Source organism: Allobosea sp. AAP35, from assembly GCF_001295925.1.
Classification (GTDB): Bacteria; Pseudomonadota; Alphaproteobacteria; order Rhizobiales; family Beijerinckiaceae; genus Allobosea.
In genome coordinates this window covers 62,781-80,300 of sequence record NZ_LJHQ01000050.1, presented here as the reverse complement: position 1 = coordinate 80,300, position 17,520 = coordinate 62,781, and the positions used below count along the sequence as shown (strand labels likewise).

General features: G+C 66.5%; 16 protein-coding genes. 7 read left to right on the top strand and 9 right to left on the bottom strand.

Annotated elements, in window-relative coordinates; translation table 11 throughout:
• The first annotated feature begins 4 nt into the window (after positions 1-4).
• The gene (locus IP69_RS16725; RefSeq protein WP_054143965.1) at positions 5-1,417 is read left to right on the top strand and encodes an amidase; all 1,413 of its coding nucleotides are present in this window, start codon (positions 5-7) and stop codon (positions 1,415-1,417) included.
• Positions 1,418-1,530: 113 nt separating this feature from the next.
• Positions 1,531-2,778, top strand: coding sequence for an MFS transporter (locus IP69_RS16720; RefSeq protein WP_054143964.1), 1,248 nt, complete (start codon positions 1,531-1,533; stop codon positions 2,776-2,778).
• Here the strand turns inward: IP69_RS16720 and IP69_RS16715 are convergent.
• Genes IP69_RS16715 through IP69_RS16705 form a run of 3 tightly spaced genes read right to left on the bottom strand, consistent with a single transcriptional unit; the run spans position 2,765 to position 4,341 of the window.
• Entirely contained in the window at positions 2,765-3,073 is a 309-nt protein-coding gene (locus IP69_RS16715; RefSeq protein WP_054143963.1) for an addiction module antidote protein, read from the bottom strand. The genes IP69_RS16720 and IP69_RS16715 overlap by 14 nt on opposite strands.
• Complete coding sequence (locus tag IP69_RS16710) at positions 3,057-3,362, bottom strand: type II toxin-antitoxin system RelE/ParE family toxin (RefSeq protein WP_054143962.1); 306 nt, start codon at positions 3,360-3,362, stop codon at positions 3,057-3,059. The genes IP69_RS16715 and IP69_RS16710 overlap by 17 nt, the downstream gene beginning before the upstream one ends.
• Before the next feature lie 58 nt (positions 3,363-3,420).
• Positions 3,421-4,341 (bottom strand): pirin family protein, encoded by a 921-nt coding sequence (locus IP69_RS16705; protein ID WP_054143961.1) that lies wholly within the window; start codon positions 4,339-4,341, stop codon positions 3,421-3,423.
• A 196-nt stretch (positions 4,342-4,537) separates the two neighbouring features.
• Here IP69_RS16705 and IP69_RS16700 point away from each other — a divergent pair, with 196 nt between their 5' ends.
• On the top strand, positions 4,538-6,106 hold the full coding sequence (locus tag IP69_RS16700) for a hypothetical protein (RefSeq protein ID WP_156323506.1): 1,569 nt from the start codon (positions 4,538-4,540) through the stop codon (positions 6,104-6,106).
• Between the two features lie 78 nt (positions 6,107-6,184).
• On the opposite strand, the gene IP69_RS16695 is transcribed toward IP69_RS16700, so the two are convergent.
• From IP69_RS16695 to IP69_RS16685, 3 genes are all read right to left on the bottom strand, one after another.
• The gene (locus IP69_RS16695) at positions 6,185-6,442 is read right to left on the bottom strand and encodes an exodeoxyribonuclease VII small subunit (RefSeq protein ID WP_082359406.1); all 258 of its coding nucleotides are present in this window, start codon (positions 6,440-6,442) and stop codon (positions 6,185-6,187) included.
• Between the two features lie 91 nt (positions 6,443-6,533).
• Positions 6,534-6,998, bottom strand: a complete 465-nt coding sequence (locus IP69_RS16690) for an Lrp/AsnC family transcriptional regulator (protein ID WP_082359405.1) — start codon at positions 6,996-6,998, stop codon at positions 6,534-6,536.
• Between the two features lie 148 nt (positions 6,999-7,146).
• Positions 7,147-7,659, bottom strand: a complete 513-nt coding sequence (locus IP69_RS16685) for a protein-tyrosine-phosphatase (RefSeq protein ID WP_054143959.1) — start codon at positions 7,657-7,659, stop codon at positions 7,147-7,149.
• Positions 7,660-7,857: 198 nt separating this feature from the next.
• On the opposite strand from IP69_RS16685, the gene IP69_RS16680 reads away from it, so the two are divergent.
• The gene (locus IP69_RS16680; protein WP_054143958.1) at positions 7,858-8,418 is read left to right on the top strand and encodes a thioesterase family protein; all 561 of its coding nucleotides are present in this window, start codon (positions 7,858-7,860) and stop codon (positions 8,416-8,418) included.
• Positions 8,419-8,421: 3 nt separating this feature from the next.
• Here IP69_RS16680 and IP69_RS16675 read toward each other — a convergent pair whose 3' ends face one another.
• On the bottom strand, positions 8,422-11,991 hold the full coding sequence (locus IP69_RS16675) for a PAS domain-containing hybrid sensor histidine kinase/response regulator (protein ID WP_054143957.1): 3,570 nt from the start codon (positions 11,989-11,991) through the stop codon (positions 8,422-8,424).
• A 177-nt stretch (positions 11,992-12,168) separates the two neighbouring features.
• On the opposite strand from IP69_RS16675, the gene mscL reads away from it, so the two are divergent.
• Together mscL and IP69_RS16660 are read left to right on the top strand one after the other, a co-directional pair.
• On the top strand, positions 12,169-12,588 hold the full coding sequence (mscL, locus tag IP69_RS16665) for a large conductance mechanosensitive channel protein MscL (protein ID WP_054143955.1): 420 nt from the start codon (positions 12,169-12,171) through the stop codon (positions 12,586-12,588).
• A gap of 121 nt (positions 12,589-12,709) precedes the next feature.
• Positions 12,710-13,903 (top strand): pyridoxal phosphate-dependent aminotransferase, encoded by a 1,194-nt coding sequence (locus tag IP69_RS16660; protein WP_054143954.1) that lies wholly within the window; start codon positions 12,710-12,712, stop codon positions 13,901-13,903.
• Positions 13,904-13,958: 55 nt separating this feature from the next.
• Here the strand turns inward: IP69_RS16660 and IP69_RS16655 are convergent, their stop codons facing one another.
• Both IP69_RS16655 and IP69_RS16650 read right to left on the bottom strand, forming a co-directional pair.
• Positions 13,959-14,909: an SMP-30/gluconolactonase/LRE family protein gene (locus IP69_RS16655; RefSeq protein WP_054143953.1), complete on the bottom strand. Its 951-nt coding sequence runs from the start codon at positions 14,907-14,909 to the stop codon at positions 13,959-13,961.
• A gap of 45 nt (positions 14,910-14,954) precedes the next feature.
• Positions 14,955-15,860 carry a LysR family transcriptional regulator gene (locus IP69_RS16650; protein WP_054143952.1) on the bottom strand — a complete coding sequence of 302 codons (906 nt, stop codon included), beginning with the start codon at positions 15,858-15,860 and terminating at the stop codon, positions 14,955-14,957.
• A gap of 215 nt (positions 15,861-16,075) precedes the next feature.
• On the opposite strand from IP69_RS16650, the gene IP69_RS16645 reads away from it, so the two are divergent.
• Complete coding sequence (locus IP69_RS16645) at positions 16,076-17,512, top strand: FAD-linked oxidase C-terminal domain-containing protein (protein ID WP_054143951.1); 1,437 nt, start codon at positions 16,076-16,078, stop codon at positions 17,510-17,512.
• The last annotated feature ends 8 nt before the right edge of the window (positions 17,513-17,520 follow it).

Here is a 17,520-nt window from a genome sequence, read left to right as displayed (position 1 = left end):
CGCGATGAATGACGTCCCCGTTCAAATTACCGATCCCGCGCTGCTGCCGGCCCATGTCCTGGCGCGCGAGATCGCGGCCAGACGGCTTTCGCCGGTCGATGTCGTCGATGCGCTGCTGGCGCGCATCGAGCGATTCGATCCGAAGCTGCAATCCTTCGTGTCTGTCTACGGCGCGGATGCACGGCTCGCGGCGGAAGGGGCGGACAAGGCGATCCGATCCGGCCATGCCGTCGGCCCGCTCCACGGTGTGCCGGTCGCGCTGAAGGATCTGGTCGAGTTGGAGGGCCGCGTCACCACCGGCGGCTCCGCCAACTGGCGCGAGCGCCGTTCCACCCTGACGGCGACGATCGCGCAGCGGATGATCGCGCAGGGCATGATCGTGCTCGGCAAGACCCACACCGTCGAGTTCGCCTTCGGCGGCTGGGGCACGAACCAGCATATGGGGACCCCATGGAACCCCTGGGATCCGGTTCATGCGCGCACGCCCGGCGGCTCCAGCAACGGCTCGGGCGTTGCGGTGGCGGCCCGGCTCGCGCCCTGGGCGATCGGCACGGATACCGGCGGCTCGGTGCGCCTGCCGGCCTCGTTCTGCGGCTTGACCGGGCTCAAGGTCACGATCGGCCGCGTCTCCGTGCATGGCGTCCTGCCGCTCTCGACATCGCTCGACACGCCCGGCCCGATGGCGCGCGACGTGATGGACGTCGCCCTGCTCTATAACGTTCTGCAGGGACCCGATCCGCTCGATCCCAACACGCGCGGCATCCTGCCGGTCGATCCGATGCCGACACTGAAGCGCGGCGTGCGCGGCTTACGGCTGGCGCGCATGCCGGCCTCCGAACGCGCAGGTGTCGATGCCGATATCCTCGCCGCCTATGATCGTTCGCTGGCGACATTGGCCGGGCTCGGAGCCGACATCGTCGACGTGACGCTGCCCTTCGCCTTCGCCGATTTCCTCTCGGCCCAGGCGATCCTTGAGGCAGAAGCCTATTTTAACGACGGTGCCTTGGCCGAGGATGCCGGCGCGCTCCTGGATGATGCCGTCCGTGCGCGCGTGCTCGGCGGCCGAGGCGTCTCCGCTCAGGCTTATCTCGCCACCAAGCGCCGGCAGGTCGAATGCAAGCGCCAGATGGCGGCGGGCATGGCCGGCATCGACGCCCTGCTGACGCCGAGCACGGCAATGCCGGCGATCCGGCTCGACGAAGTCGATCAGGCGGTGATGCCCTCGCGCTTCACCCGCTTCGGCAACTTCCTCGATATGTGCGCGCTCTCGCTGCCCAACGGCTTCACCGCCGCGGGGCTGCCGCTCTCCCTGCAGATCTGCTGCCAGGGCTATGAGGAGGCAATGGCGCTGCGCATCGGTTACGCCCTGCAACAGGCGACCGATCATCACCTTAGGGTTCCGCCGATGGTGGCGTGAGCGCGCTCGCGCGCCGGACCGGCATCGGCTCGTCGTCACGAGCCAGGAATCGGGTGGGTTCGGCGCTGGCGGGATGAGACCTCTGGAATCATCCTGAAGGTCGGAACCCGCCCATGCCATCCCCGCTCCCGGTCGCCCTGCTTGTCACGGGCGTTCTCGCGCAATTTGCCGACAAGCTGGCGCTCGACACGATTTCGCTTGCAGCCACCCAGGGCGGCGCAAGCCCGCGCCTTGTTGGACTGCTGGTCGCGGCGCAGTCGGCCGCCTGGCTCCTGATCTCGCTGCCGGCCGGGGTCTTCGCCGACCGTGTCGCGCCACGTGCGCTGATCCGGCTTGGCGGTGGGCTGATGCTGGCGGGCTCGCTCGCCGGTTCGGCACTGCTCGGCTTCGGCCTCGTGGGCGCGGGGCTTGCCGCCTCGGCCTTTGTCGCGGCGGCTGGGCCGGTCACCATCGCTTTGGCGATATTCGTGCTGCTGCCGCGAATGGTCGCGGTCGGCGATCTGCCGCGCGCCAACGGGCGCCTCGAACTCGGCCGCGCGGTGCTGAGCTTCGCGTCGCCGCTGATCGCCGGCGGGGCGGTGGCGCATGGCGTCGGGCCGCTCGGTCTGCTGCTCTGCGCGGTTGTGGGCGCCGTCATTCTGGTTGCTGCAGGGCGGCTCCCGGGCGCAGCGCCTGCGCCGCAGCCGAGACTGCCGCTGCATCGCGCCATCGCCGAGGGCGGCGCCTTCGTCGCGCGCCATCCCTATCTCAGGCCGATCGCGCTTTGCGCCATCGCCTGGAACCTCGCTTTCTTCGCCTTTCTGGCGCTGTTCGTTCCCTATGCGGCGCGCGTGCTGCTGCTGGAGCCGGCCGCTATCGGGCTGGCCTCCTCGATCGCCGGCATCGGCTCCATCGCAGCGGCCCTCATGGGGCCGACGCTGATTGCTCGGCTGCCGACCGGGGCCCTGCTGATCTTCGGCCCCGCCGTCTCGCTTGTCGGGGTCGCGGCCCTGACCCTGGCGCCACCCGCGCTCGGCGTCGTCGCGCTCGGGCTCGCCTTCCTGCTCCTGGGTTTCGGCCCGATCCTCTGGTTCATCACCCAGACCAGCCTGCGCCAGGCGGTGACGCCGCCGGCCCTGCTCGGCCGCGTCAGCGCGACGCTGACCACCGCGATGTACGGCATGCGCCCGCTCGGCGCGCTGGCCGGCGGCTTCGCCGGCGAATGGTTCGGGTTGCAGGCGGCGATGGCGCTGCCGATCGGCTTCTTCGCCCTCTCGACGTTGGCGATCCTGGCCTCGAGCATGCCCAGGCTGAGGGCGATGCCGGAGGGGGGGGAACCTGCGGCGCGGGGCCGATCAGGCGTTCCGGCTACGCCGGGCTGATGCGCTCGACGCCGCTGAGCTTGAAGCCCATGGCCTTGAGGACGACGAGCAATGTGCTCAATGTCGGATTTCCGTTGGCACTCAGGGCGCGGTAAAGCGACTCGCGCGACATCCCCGCCTCTTTCGCAAGCGTGGTCATGCCCTGCGCGCGCGCGACGATCCCGATTGCCTCGGCGATTTCCTGCGGATCGCCGCCCGCGATGATCTCGTCGAGAAAGCCTTGCGCGACCTCGGGATCGGCAACCAATTCCGCGATGTCGTAGGGTCGTGAGACGTGGTCAAGGTTGATGGTCATGGTCCCATCCCTTCAGTGTCGAGGAAGCCCGCCTGATGTCGTCATGCTGCGTGGACTTGTCGCCCCCGCCCAGCAACAGGATCAGCAGATCGCCGCGCCGGGCATAGTAGATGCGGTATCCCGGCCCGAAATCGATCCGCAACTCGCTGATGCCGCCCGTCAGATTGCGATGGTCTCCGGGATTGCCGTTGGCCAACCGAAACAGCCGTACTGCAATCTTGGCCCGTAAACGTTTGTCGCGAAGTCCCGCAACCCACGCTTCATATGGTGCGAGCACTTCGAGCTGCATGGTGTTCTCGTAGCTTAAAAGCTACGCCTGGGCAAGTTTCTCAGACGTTGGAACGCTGTTACCCCTCAGGCAGCGGAATGAACTCGGCCTCGTCGCCGGGCACCGTGTCGAAGCGCCCGGCCTTCCATTCCGCCTTGGCCTGGTCGATGCGCTCCTTCGAGGACGAGACGAAGTTCCACCAGATATGGCGCGGCCCGTCCATCGGCTCGCCGCCGACGATCATCAACCGGCTCTGGTCGATGCCGAGGATCGAGATCCGGTCGCCCGGCTTGAAGATGAGCAACTGCCCGGCGCCGAATTCGTCGCCGGCGATGTCGATCTTGCCGGAGACGATGTAGACCGCGCGCTCGTCATAATCGGCGTCGAGCGGCAGGATCGCGCCCGGCGACAGCACGGCTTCGGCATAGAGCGCGTCCCATGGGAACTGGACCGGCGAGGTCTGGCCATAGGCCGACCCCATGATCAGGCTGATGCGCTTGCCGCCTTCGACGATCCTGGGCAGTTCGGGCGCCGCATGATGGATGAATTCCGGCGCGGTTTCCTCATGCGACTTCGGCAGGGCGAGCCAGGCCTGGATGCCGAAGAGCTTCGGCGGCTTCTGGCGCTCTTCCAGCCCGGTCCGCTCGGAATGAACGATACCGCGCCCCGCCGTCATCAGATTGACCGCGCCGGGTCGGATCGCGAGTTCGGTGCCCAGCGAGTCGCGATGCATGATCTCGCCGTCGAACAGATAGGTCACCGTCGAGAGCCCGATATGCGGGTGCGGCCGGACATCGATGCCTTGCCCCAGCAGGAACTCGGCCGGCCCCATCTGGTCGAAGAAGATGAAGGGGCCGACCATCTTGCGCCCGATCGAGGGCAGGGCGCGGCGCACCGAAAAACCGCCGAGATCATGCGCGCGCGGCACGATCACCTGCTCGATCGCCTCGCAGGAGCGGGGATCGCCCAGGACAGGGTCTTCGGCGGGCAGTTGCGACATGGCGGTGGTCCTCGGTGCCTTTGACCGCAGCCTGCCGGCAGTGCGGGCCTCAAGCAAGACCTCTCCAGCGCATCTGCTGAAGACTGCAACCTAAGATTGTAAAAACTATTGAACAATCTTCTATCGCGTGGTGAGATGCCTTGCCGATCGGCGCTGAAGGCATCGGCCATGGGCCGGTTGAGGACGGGGGGACGCCATGCATCAAACAGTCAAAGGGGCTTTGGGAATCCTGATCTTCTTTTTGGCGCTGCTGTTGGCGGCGCTTGCGTTGCAGGCCTCGATCGGCGGCAAGCGCCAGCTTTATCTCGCGATCTGGGCGATGGTGTTCCTCGCGTTGATCACGCCGATCACGTTGATCGCGATCCGCCACCAGATCAGGTTGAACCGCATCAAGCTGATCGAGCTGTTCGCACGCAGCTTCCAGTTCGTGGGCGTGACGCCGGAGACGCGTGGCGCCGCCTATACGGACGCCAATGTCTCGTTCGAATTCGTCAAGGGCAAGTATTTCGCCGATCTCGATATGAAGGACGGCAACGAACCCGCCTTGAGCGACGTTCCGCGCTTTCCGATGATGCTGCATGCCGACTGGATGCTGCTGATCTGCGCCTTGCCCTATATGGTCCTGGCTGGCTTTGGCGTCTTCCTGCTGCTCGCGCCTCTGGTCGAGGTGATCAATCTCGATTCACGCCATGCCGTGGGATCATGGCTGTGGCCGAGCATTCTGGGGCTCGGTGGCAGCGATCTGCGCATCATCACCAACAGCGACGCGTTTCGCGTCCTGCACGTCAATGTCGTGACGGTGGCAGCCGTCGCCTTCTCCGGCGCCTTCGTCTACACGCTGCGGCTGCTTCTGCGCGCCGTGGCGGTTTTCGATCTGTCGCCGATCACCTTCCTGCGCGCCTTCGCACATATTCTGCTGTCGATGCTGCTGGCGGTCGTGATCTATCGCGTGTTTCCGACCGGCGAGGAGATCATTGGATTTGCGGCAGGCGCCGCGGATGCCGTCAGACAGGTGTCGGGCGCACCTTCGATCCCAGCAACATCGCCGCCGCCTCTCGGCACGGACCCGACACTGGGGGTCAGGTCGATCTGGCTGATCGTCGCCTTTGCTCTCGGCTTCGTTCCGGATGCCGCGCTGCAATACGTGCTGCAGAAGAGCGGTTTCACCTTCAAGGAGCGTTACAACGAACTGGAATCGCATACCAAGCAGGTGCCGCTGACGATCATCGACGGCATCGACAGCTTCATCGCCTTCCGGCTCGAGGAGGCCAATATCTTCGACGTGCAAAATCTCGCAGCCGCCAACCCGATTATGCTGCACATCGAAAGCCCGTACGGCATCTATCAGACGATCGATTGGGTCGCTCAGGCCCAGCTCTGCACTGTGACAGGGCCCGACCGGTTCCTGCTGCTCAAGACCATGAACATCCGCACGATCTTCGATCTCGAGCGGGCGGTGATGCCGCATGTGCCCGATCCGCCGGTTCCGCCGGGGAGCTCGCCGCCCCCAACCGCTGCCGATGACGTCATTCTCGCCATCGGGGAGGTGCTGGTGCAGGACAGCAACCGCGACAAGACCATGCGTGACAGGATGCTTCTGGGACAGGCCATCAGCGCGGGCCGGAATGGCGCGCGCGCCAAGCCCTCCGTTGTCGAAACTCAGCACATGGTCGCGACGATGATCGATGATCTGCACGTGCATCGTCTGCGGCAGATCTGGAAACATATCGCCGAGAAGCTGGGCGTGAAGAACGCGAGGCTGTGACGCTCCGTCGCGCCGCCGTGGCCGGTTCGCAGGGTGCTCGCCTGCCGCGGCTTCCCGCCACGGGCTGACTGACTGAGCCTATTTGTCGACGTCCAGCGCCGTCGTCCCCGTCGGCTTGCCGTCAGCCGACAGCGTGATCTTCTCGATGCGGGCTTCGGCCTGTTTCAAAAGCGCGTCGCAGCGGGCCTTCAGCGCCTCGCCACGGGTGTAGATCGCGATCGATTCCTCGAGCGGCACATCGCCGCGTTCAAGGCGGGCGACGATGTCCTCAAGCTGCTTCAGCGCCGCCTCGAAGGGCAGGGCGGCGACGTCGTCATTGGCGATGGCTTCGCTCACAGCGTGATTCCCGTTGTCGCGACGCTTATCCGCCGGAGCGGGCCGCCCTGCAACCCCGTCTTGCCGATGCGATCGCCGCCCCTGACATCGCTCAGACCGGCAGCGCCGAACTCTTCTTGATGCTGCGCAGCGTCAGCGTCGATTGCACGCGGGTGACGCCGGGCAACTGCGTGATGATATCGGTGTGGATGCGCTCGAAATCGGCGCTGTCGCGATAGATCACCCGCATCAGATAGTCATGCGCCCCGGCCAGCAGATGGCATTCGAGGATCTCGGGCAGGTTCAGCACCGCCTGCTCGAACCCTTCCAGCGAGGCGCGGCCCTGCTGGTCGAGCGTGACGAAGACGAAGGCCGTGCCCGGAAAGCCCGCGATCTTGTCGTCGAGGATCATGGCATAGCCGCGGATCAGCCCGCTCTCCTCCAACTGCCTGACGCGGCGCAGGCATGCCGACGGCGACAGATGCACCTTCTCGGCCAGATCCGAATTGGTGATCCGGCCATCCGCCTGCAGGATGCGCAGAATGGAGCGGTCGCGTGAATCGAGTTCGATGGTCATGATGCTCGTCCCTTGCGCGATACATCATGGCAAATTCGGCGTGACGCAAGCAATCTTCTGCATCGTTTTTGATGTGCCCCGCTTAAATCGGCGGCAAGCTCGCGGCGGCCCGCACGAAGCTGCCGAAGGCTTTGACGCGTCGAAACCGTCAGTCGAGGCCCAGGGTGAACGGCGTCCCCTCGAAGGCGTCGGCACCGCGCCCGATCCGCGCGATGGCTGAGCTCATGCGCCCGTCGCGTCCCAGCATGGCATCGGCGATGGCGACAAGCTTCGCATTGGGCGTGGCGGAGGGGGCGGCGCGGCGCAGTGCGCGCGCGATCTCCTCCTCGTCGCGGCCCGGACCCAGCGCGCAGGCGGCGATATAGGCTGCGGCCGTCGAGCGGCTGATGCCGGCCCAGCAATGGATCACCAGCGGCGCCTCTCGGTCCCAGCGCCGCGTGAAGGCGAGAAAGCGTTCGACATGCAACTGGGCCGGTACGACATGGCCCTCCATCGGGGCGCTGATATCGGACATGCCGAGGAAGAGATGGTTCGCTTCAGTGATGCTGGGGGGACGCTCGACCACAGTGTCGACATTGATCAGCGTCACGAGATGGCTGGCGCGCACGGCGGCGACCGTGTCGTGGAGCTTCGACAGGGGGGAGACGTGGAGGGTCGGCATCGGGCTTTTCCCTTGGGCTGAAGATCATCGCGAGCGCGACCTGCTGTTAAGCCAGCCGCGCCATGCCGTCATCCCGTGCGACGCCGATGTATCGTCCCGCTGGTCCTCCTCGACTCAATAGTTCATACATGAACTATTGAGGTTTTCGAAGCCGCGCTTGGGGCCGGCTGGCCGTCCAGGGTCGCATCGGGGTCTTCCATGAATCTCTGGTTCCGCCTGATCTGGCTGCTGCTGACGAGCCGCTGGCGCCCGCGCCTCGAGCCGCTGGGCGATCCCTCGACGCTGCCTTTCCGCGTCTGGCCGCATGATCTCGACACCTCGCTGCACATGAACAATGGCCGCTACTGGTCGCTGATGGATCTCGGCCGCACCGATCTGATGCTGCGGACCGGGCTGTGGCGGGCGGTGCTGCGCCATCGCTGGGTGCCGGTGGTCAATACGGGGATGATCCGCTTCCGCCGCGAGCTTCGCCCCTTCCAGCCCTTCCGCATCGAGACCGCGATCCTGTGCTGGAGCCAATCCTGGCTGGTGATCGAGCATCGCATTCTGACCCGCGGCAAGGATGGCGGAGACATCGTCGCCGCGCATGCGCTGGTGCGCGCGGCTCTCTACGACCGCGCGGGGCGCGCTTATGTCCCCGTAGACCGCCTGATGGCGGAGATCGGGAGGCGGCGGGACAGCCCCGAGCCAGGCCCGGAGATCACGGCCTTTCTCGCAGCCGATGCGGCCCTGCGGGACAGCGTCGCGATGCGTCTGTGAACGCTACTCGGCCGCGACCCGCGTCGCGCGCCATTGGGCGAGCAGCGCCCTCAGTGCGCCGGGCTTCAGCGGCTTGTTGAGCAGATGGACGTCGAGTGCCGCCGCCGCCTCCCGGACATGGGGCGAGCGGTCGGCGGTCAGCAGGATCGCCGGCACGCGACCGCGCGAGCGTTCTCGCAAGGTGCTGATCGCGGTCAGCCCGTTGCCATGGTCGAGATGGTAGTCGGCGATGACGACGTCGGGCAGGCTGCGCGTCTGCGCGGCCAGTGCCTCGTCGAGACCGGCCGCCGTCACCACTGTACAGCCCCAGCCCTCCAACAGCCGCTTCATCCCGTCGAGGATGGCAGGCTCGTTGTCGATGACAAGCAACCTCAGCCCCGCCAACTGCCCGGCGGGACTGGGGCGCGGCGCGGTGCTCGTGCTCATCTCAGGCAGAGACGAGGCGCGCGGGACCAGCACCGCGAAGCGGCTGCCGCGGCCGGGTACCGAATCCAGCGTCAGCTTGTGGTCGAGCGTGCGCGCGATGCGCTGGACGATCGACAGGCCCAGACCCAACCCGCGCGCCACGCGGGCGCCCTGGTCGAGACGCTGGAACTCGCGAAACACCGTCTTCTGCTTGCCCTGGGGAATGCCTAAGCCCGTATCGAGCACCTCGACCGAGACCTGCGCGCCGCGCCGTCTGAAGCCGATCAGAACCTTGCCGCTCGGCGTGTATTTGATCGCGTTGGAGACGAGGTTCTGCAGCAGCCGGCGCAGCAGCCGCCGGTCGGAGCGCAGCGCGAGGCTTGTCGGCATGAAGATGAGCTTGAGGCCCTTCTCCTGCGCGCTCGGCTCGAATTCGCGCTGGAGCTGCCGCACCAGTTCGTCGAGCCGGAAAGCGGTGATCTCGGGCTTCAGCGCACCACCGTCGAGGCGCGAGATTTCGAGCAGCGCCGTCAGAATCTCCTCGACCGCGTCGAGCGAGGCATCGATGTTCTCGGCCAGGTCGGGGCTGCCGGCGGCCCGGTCGCGCTCGACCAGCGAGGTCGCGTAGAGCCGCGCCGCATTCAGCGGCTGCAGGATGTCGTGGCTGGCGGCGGCGAGGAAGCGCGTCTTCGAGGCGTTGGCCTCCTCGGCCTCGGCCTTGGCGCGCTGAAGCTCCGCATTGACGCGCAGGATCTCCTCGGTGCGCTCGACGACGCGCCGCTCCAGGCTCTCATTGGTGCGCTCGAGCTCTTCCTGCGCCTCCACCGCTTCGGTGATGTCGGTATAGGTCGTGACGAAGCCGCCATCGGGCAGCGGGTTGGTGCGGATCTCGATGACTTTCTTGGACGGGTACAGCTTGAGGCGCACCGGTTCGCGATCGCGCACGAAGCTCTGCAGCCGCGCCGCCATCAACTCGTCCTGCTGGCCGTCGCCATAGGCGCCACGCGCGGCGTTATAGCGCACGATCTCGTCGAGGCCGGTGCCGAAGCGCACCATCGACGGCGGCAGGTCGTAGAGCTGGATGAAGGCCTGGTTCCAGGCGAGCAGCCTCAGATCCCGGTCGAGCACGGTGATGCCCTGGCCGGCATGGTCGAGCCCGTGCTGGAGGATGTCGCGGTTGTATTGCAGCGCGGCGGAAGCGTCGTCGAGCAGCTTGAACGCCGCTTCGGTGGTGAGGTTTCGCCGCCGCAGCAGCAGCGACAGCACCAGCCGCGACGACGCCGCGCCGATCGCCGAGGACAGCAGATGCTCGCCGAAGCGCAGCAGATGGATGTCGGCGTCGCGGGCGGGGTTGGATTCCTCGCCGCGACTGCTGGCGAAGCCCTCGAACGCGCGCTGCGTCCGCTCCTGGCCGAGATAGCGCCCGATCGTCGATTGCAGCTCGGCCTCGGTGACGCTCGATCGCCACAGCGAGAAGGACTGCGCCATCGTCGCCCGGCCCGATTCGACGAAAGCGTTGGCCTGGAGCCGCTCCATCGCGGTCGCCGGGCGCAGCAGCGAAAAGCCGATATAGACGAGGATGTTGAGACCGAGGCTCCAGAACACGCCATGGGGCAGGGGGGGGAGATCGAGCCCCAACAGCATTTCGGGCCGCAAGGCAGCATTCCCGAAGGGGCCGAGCGCGATGATCTCGCTCCAATATCCGCCCGGTTGAGCCAGGCTGGGCATCAGCAGCGTATAGGCCCAGGTCGCGATGCCGACGATGAGACCGGCGGCGGCGCCCAGCGCCGTGCCGCGCCGCCAGACCAGGCCGCCGAAAAAGGCCGGCGCGATCTGCGCCGTCGCGGCAAAGGACAGCAGACCGATCGCCACCAGCGCCTGTTCGCCCGCGACACGATAATAGGCATAGCCGAGCAGGATGACGCAGAGGATGGCGACCCGCCGGATAATCACCACCTGCGAGCCGAGATCGCCGCCCAGCGTGCCATAGCCGGCGCCCTGCGCCTCGAGTTGGGCCTTCGAGCCGGCAGGGTCGCTCAGGCCGCGGCGGCCGCGCAGCAGGACCGGCATGACCAGGTGGTTGGATATCATGATCGCCAGCGCTACCGACGCGACGATCACCATCGCGGTCGCAGCTGATAGCCCGCCGACGAACACCAGCAGCGCCAGCAATCCCGCCTGCTGCTGCAGCGGCAGCAGCAGCACGGTCATGTCGCGGTCGACGCCGGCACCCGGCATCAGCAACTCGCCGGCCATGGCGAGCGGCAGCACAAAGAGGTTGATCAGGATGAGATAGACCGGAAACATCCAGGCTGCGCGGCGGACATCGCGCGCATCGCGGTTCTCGACGACCGTCATGTGGAACTGGCGCGCCAGCAGCAGCGCGGCGCAGGAAGACAGAAGGGTCAGGGTCAGGAAGGTCGGCCAGTCCGAGGTCCGTTCCCAGACCGGTGCCATGCCGCCCGGCAACTGCGCCGCCTGCGAAAACAGATCCCCCGCGCCGTCATAGAGCCCGTAGACGACGAAGACGCCGAGCACGAGGAACGCCACGAGCTTGACCAGCGATTCCACCGCGATAGCCAAAACGAGGCCGTCCTGGTGCTCGGTGGCGTCGATATGACGGGTGCCGAAGGCGCAGGCGAAGCCGGCCAGCACGAGTGCGACCAGAAAAGCGAGGTCGGTCAGCACCGGGACATCCGCCGAGGCCGGCTGCCCGCCCGTGGCGCTCAGCAGCACGGAAAGCGAACTCGCCACCGCCTTCAGCTGCAGGGCGATATAGGGCAGCGCGCCGATCACCGCGACGAGGCAGACCAGCGCCGCGACGCGTTCGCTCTTGCCGTAGCGGGCCCCGACGAAATCGGCGATCGAAGTGATGTTTTGCGATTTCGCGATCGTGACGATGCGGCCGACGAAGCGATGCCCGAAGCCGATCACCAGGATCGGGCCGAGATAGATGCCCAGGAAATCCAGCCCCGCGCGACTGGCGAACCCGACCGATCCGTAGAACGTCCAGGAGGTGCAGTAGACCCCCAGCGCCAGCGCATAGATCGTCGCCCGCGCCTTGCCGCTGACGAGCCGCCGGCCCGAAATATCGGCCGCATGGGCGATCGCAAACAAAGCGCAGAGATAGGCCAGCGCCACCAGGACGACGGACCATGCGGGGATCATTCTGCCTCCATCGCCGGGCGCGGCGCCGGCGCGACCTTAAAGGAGGACATCGGCGCGTGGGAACTGGTTTCCACAGCTCCACTCGTGCTCGCCTCCCTTAGGCACAGCCTCCCTTGCGTCAGCCGGCCAGTGCCGCTAGGGCCGATGCCGCCAGCCATGCAGGGAAGGACAATCAGCATGCTCGATGAGTTCAGAAAATTCGCACTGAAGGGTAATGTCGTCGATCTTGCGATCGGCGTGATCATCGGTGCGGCGTTCAGCAAGATCGTCGATTCGCTGGTCTCCGACATCATCATGCCGTTCTTCGGGGCGCTCGGCGGCCTCGATTTCTCGAATTACTACATCGGCCTGAACAGCGCGGTGACCGCCCCAGTCCTGGACGAGGCCAAGAAGCAGGGCGCGGTCCTCGCCTATGGCTCCTTCATGACCGTCGCGCTGAACTTCCTGATCATCGCCTTCGTCCTGTTTTTGGTGGTGAAGGGCATCAACCGCATGCGCCGCAACGAGGAGGCGAAGCCAGCAGTGCCGGCCCCACCGCCGGCAGACGTCGTCCTGCTCACCGAAATTCGCGATCTGCTGCGGCAGAAGGCGGTTTGATGCAGGCGTGATCGGCCACGCTGATCCATCACGACGACCGATCGCGCTGATCTACCGATTTCATGCACCAATGCGCCGTCATCGGCTAAACCTGCGTCATCACTGTCGCGAGGTTTAGTCGATGTCCACAGCCCTTCCCGCAGGCTCCAGCCTGTTGTCCGATCTTCGCCCCGAGGCCCGCAACGCGCCCGAAAGCGGCATCGTCGAGGTCGTCAATCACGGGCGGCTCAAGGAAGGGCTGATCCCGCTCTGGGTCGGCGAAGGCGATCTGCCGACGCCCGATTTCATCGCGCGCGCCGCCAATGCATCGCTGGCTGCCGGCGAGACCTTCTACACCTGGCAACGCGGCATTCCCGATCTGCGCGAGGCCCTGGCGCGCTATCACACGGCGCTCTATGGCCAGCCCTTCACGATGGACCGCTTCTTCATCACCGGTTCGGGGATGCAGGCGGTGCAGATCGTCGTGCGCATGGTGACGGGCCCAGGCGACGAGGTCGTGATCCCCACTCCCGCCTGGCCGAACTTCGCGGCTGCGCTCGGCGTGGCCGGCGCCGTGCCGGTCAGCGTCCCGATGGACTATGTCCAGGGTCGCTTCTCGCTCGATCTCGACAGGCTCGCCGCCGCGATCACGCCCCGGACCCGGGCCATCGTGATCAACTCGCCCGCCAATCCGACAGGCTGGACGGCGACGAAGGATGAGCTGGCGGCGATCCTCGCACTTGCGCGCCGGCACAGCCTCTGGATCATCGCCGACGAAATCTATGGTCGCTTCGTCTATGACGGCGCGGCGCGAGCCGCCTCCTTCCATGACGTGATGGAAGATGAGGACCGCATCCTCTTCGTCCAGACCTTCTCCAAGAACTGGGCCATGACCGGCTGGCGCGTCGGCTGGATCGAGGCGCCGTCGGCGCTCGGCCAGATCATCGAGAACCTGATCCAGTATTCGACCTCGGGCGTCCCGGTCTTCGTCCAGCGTGCGGCCATCGCCGCGCTCGACGAGGGCGAGCCCTTCGTCGCGCAGCAGATCGCGCGCGCCGCGCAGGGCCGGAAGATTATCGCCGAGGGGCTGAAGGCGACGAACCGGGTGACGCTGGCCCCGCCCGACGGCGCCTTCTACCAGTTCTTCTCGGTCGATGGCCGGGCGGATTCGCGCGCGCTTGCCATCGATCTGGTCGACAAGGCCAATGTCGGCCTGGCACCCGGCACCGCCTTCGGGCCCGGCGGCGAGACCGGTCTGCGCCTCTGCTTTGCCCGCAACGCGGACGATCTCGAAGAGGTCGTGAGGCGGCTTCAGCGCACGCTCGGCAGCGATTGATGGTCGCCGGCGGGCCGGCTCCGTCGTCCCGCCGGATGCCTCCCGCCGACACGGCTCATGCCGTGGCAGCATCCGTCGGCCAGACCGCGCCGTTGGTGTTCGTCATCACGGCATAAAGCGAACTCGTGCCGCAGATGAACAGCCGGTTGAGCTTCGGCCCGCCCCAGCCGACATTGGCGACAACCTCGGGGATCGCGATCTTGCCGATCAGCGTGCCGTCGGGGTGGTAGATGTGAACGCCATCCGCCGCGCTGGCCCAGAGCCGGCCCTCGACATCGAGCCGGAACCCGTCGAAGACGCCGGCGCTGCAGGTGGCGAAGACGGTGGATGCGCCCAGGCTCGCGCCGTGGTCGGCAACTGAACAGGCCCGGATATGGCGCCGCCCGTCCTGAGGGCCGGGCCCCGACGCGCTGTCGGCGATATAGAGGATCTGCTCGTCTGGCGAGAAGGCGAGCCCGTTGGGCTTGAGGAAGTCGTCGGCGACGATACTCAGCGCGCCGCTTTGACCATCGATGCGATAGACATGGCAGGCCCCGATCTCGCTTGGAGCCTTGTTGCCCTCATAGTCGCTCATGATCCCATAATCAGGATCGGTGAACCAGATCGACCCGTCCGATTTCACCACCACATCGTTGGGCGAGTTCAGCCGCTTGCCCTGCCAGTGGCTGGCGAGCACGGTGACCCTGCCGTCATGTTCGGTGCGCGTGACCTGCCGCCCACCATGCTCGCAGGTGACGAGTCTTCCCTGAGGATCGACCGTGTTGCCGTTGCTGTTGCGCGCCGGCTGGCGAAAGACGCTGGTCTGGCCGCTCATCGCATCGAACCGCAGCATCCGGTCATTGGGAATGTCCGAGAAGACGAGCGTGTTGTGGGCGGCAAACCAGGCCGGCCCCTCCGCCCAGCGCGCGCCCGTCCACAGCCGCTCGACGCGGGCCGAGCCGGGAATCACGCGGTGGAAGCGGGGATCGAGCACCGTCGAGCCCGTGCCTTCGAGAATGCCGAACATGGAATTTGTCTCCGCCTGCGTGCTGCAAAACAGCCCGCCTCGCGTTCACAGTGTCAACCCGGCATCCCAATACGGTGTCTGCCCATACAACTCGCCGAGATAATCGACGAAGGCGCGCACCTTCTGCTCCATGTGACGGCGGCTGGGATAGACGGCGTGGATCGCGACCCGCTGGCCGACGGAGTAGCCCGGCAGCACGCGCAGCAAGGCACCCGATTTCAGCTCAGGGCCGACATCCCAGGTCGAGCGCAGCGCGATGCCCAGCCCCGCCAGCAGCGCCTCGCGAACGACCTCGCTTGAATTGGTCCGCAAGGGGCCCGCGACCCTCACCGTCACTGGACCCTCGGGCCCGTCAAGCCGCCAATGGTCGGTGTTGTGGGCGATCAGCGTGTGGCGTGAGAGGTCCTCGATCGACACCGGAAGTCCGGCCGCCGCCAGATAGGCCGGTGTTGCGCAGAGCACGCGATGGTTTGGCGCCAGGCGCTTTGCCACCAGGCTTGAATCGCGGAGATCTGCGATCCGGATGGCAAGGTCGAACCCCTCGCCGACGACGTCGATGAACGCGTCGCCGAGCACGAGTTCGACGCTGACCAGCGGGTGCGCGTCGAGGAAGGGTTTGAGATGCGGCGCGATATGCAGCCGCCCAAACGAGGTCGGCGCCGATACTCGCAGCGTGCCGCGCGCTTGTCCCGCCCCGCAGGCAACCCAGGCCTCCGCATCCTCGATCGAGGAGAGGATCGAGACCACGCGCTCGTAGAAGCCCTGTCCGGCCTCGGTCAGGGACAGCTGCCGGGTCGTGCGCTGCAGCAGCCGCACGCCGAGCCGCTCCTCCAGCCGGCGGATGCGCTTGGAGATGACGGCCGGCGAGACGTTGAGCTGCCGGCCCGCCGCCGACATGCCCTTGGCTGTCACCACATGGGCGAAGACATCGAGGTCCCCGAAGCGGTCCATGGGAAGGGTTGTCCTCTCGCTATCTTTTTCGAAACTGGAAATAGTCATGCACGTTGGTCGCACTGCAAGTCGTTTCGATTTGGTCTAGGCTGTGCTGTCGCCGTCATGGCGGGCGCAGCGAAGCCATCCAGAAGCCCAAACGCTCGGCGCCCATGGATTGCTTCGCTGCGCTCGCAATGACGGACAGGGCGCCGCCAGTCAGGTCGAGGTCAATCATGTCCGCCATCGCCTTCCCCATTCCTGACCAGAGCATCCTGGCCCGCCGCGAGGAGATCGTCGCCGGCCTCGGCAGGCTGGTCGCCCCCGATGCGCTGATCACCGCCGAGGACGAGCGGCGTCCCTACGAGACCGACGCGCTGACCGCCTATCGCCGCCTGCCCATGGCGGTCGTGCTGCCCTCGACGACTGAAGAAGTCGCGGCGGTGCTGAAATTCTGCGGCGAGCAGGGCGTGCCGGTGGTGCCGCGCGGGGCGGGCACTTCGCTGGCCGGCGGCGCGATCCCGCAGGAGGATGCCGTCGTCATTGGCGTCTCCAAGATGAGCCGCATTCTGCAGATCGACTACGCCAACCGCACGGCCAAGGTGCAGGCCGGCGTTACCAACCTCGCCGTCACCGGGGAGGTCTCCGTCGAGGGCTTCTTCTACGCGCCCGATCCTTCGTCCCAGCTCGCCTGCTCGATCGGCGGCAATATCGGCATGAACTCGGGTGGCGCGCATTGCCTGAAATACGGCGTCACCACCAATAATGTGCTCGGCGTCACCATGGTCATGCTGGATGGCAGCATCGTCGAGATCGGCGGCGCGCATCTCGATTCCGCCGGCTATGACGTGCTCGGCCTGATCAACGGCTCGGAAGGCCAGCTCGGCATCATCACCGAGGCGACCGTGCGCATCCTGCGCGCCGCGGAGGGCGCGCGGCCGGTGCTGTTTGGCTTCCCGACCAGCGAGCAGGCCGGCGCGGCCGTCGCCGCGATCATCGGCGCGGGCATCATCCCCGTGGCGATGGAGTTCATGGACAAGCCGGCGATCGAGATCTGCGAGGCCTTCGCCCATGCCGGCTACCCGATGGATGTCGAGGCGCTGCTGATCATCGAGGTCGAGGGCTCCGACATCGAGATGGACGCCCAGCTCGCCCGCATCGTCACGATCGCCCGCGAGCATGGCGTCAAGACGGTGAAGGAGAGCAAATCCGCGATGGAGGCTGCGGCGATCTGGAAGGGCCGCAAATCCGCTTTTGGGGCGACCGGCCGCATCGCCGACTATATCTGCATGGACGGCACGATTCCCACCGGGCAATTGCCTTACGTCCTGCGCCGCATGGACGAGATCGTGAAGGGCTATGGGCTTCGCGTCGCCAATGTCTTCCACGCCGGCGACGGCAATCTCCACCCGCTGATCCTCTACAACTGCAACGACCCGGTGGAGGCGCAGAAGGCGGAGGATGCCGGCATGGACATCCTCAAGCTCTGCGTCGAGGTCGGCGGCTGCCTGACCGGCGAGCATGGCGTCGGCATCGAGAAGCGCGACCTGATGAGCTTCCAGTTCAACCCGGAGGACCTGCACCAGCAGATGCGGGTGAGGGCGGTGTTCGACCAGAGCTGGCTGCTCAACCCGGCGAAAGTGTTCCCGCTCGAAGGACGGGTGGCGGCGTAATGATGGGC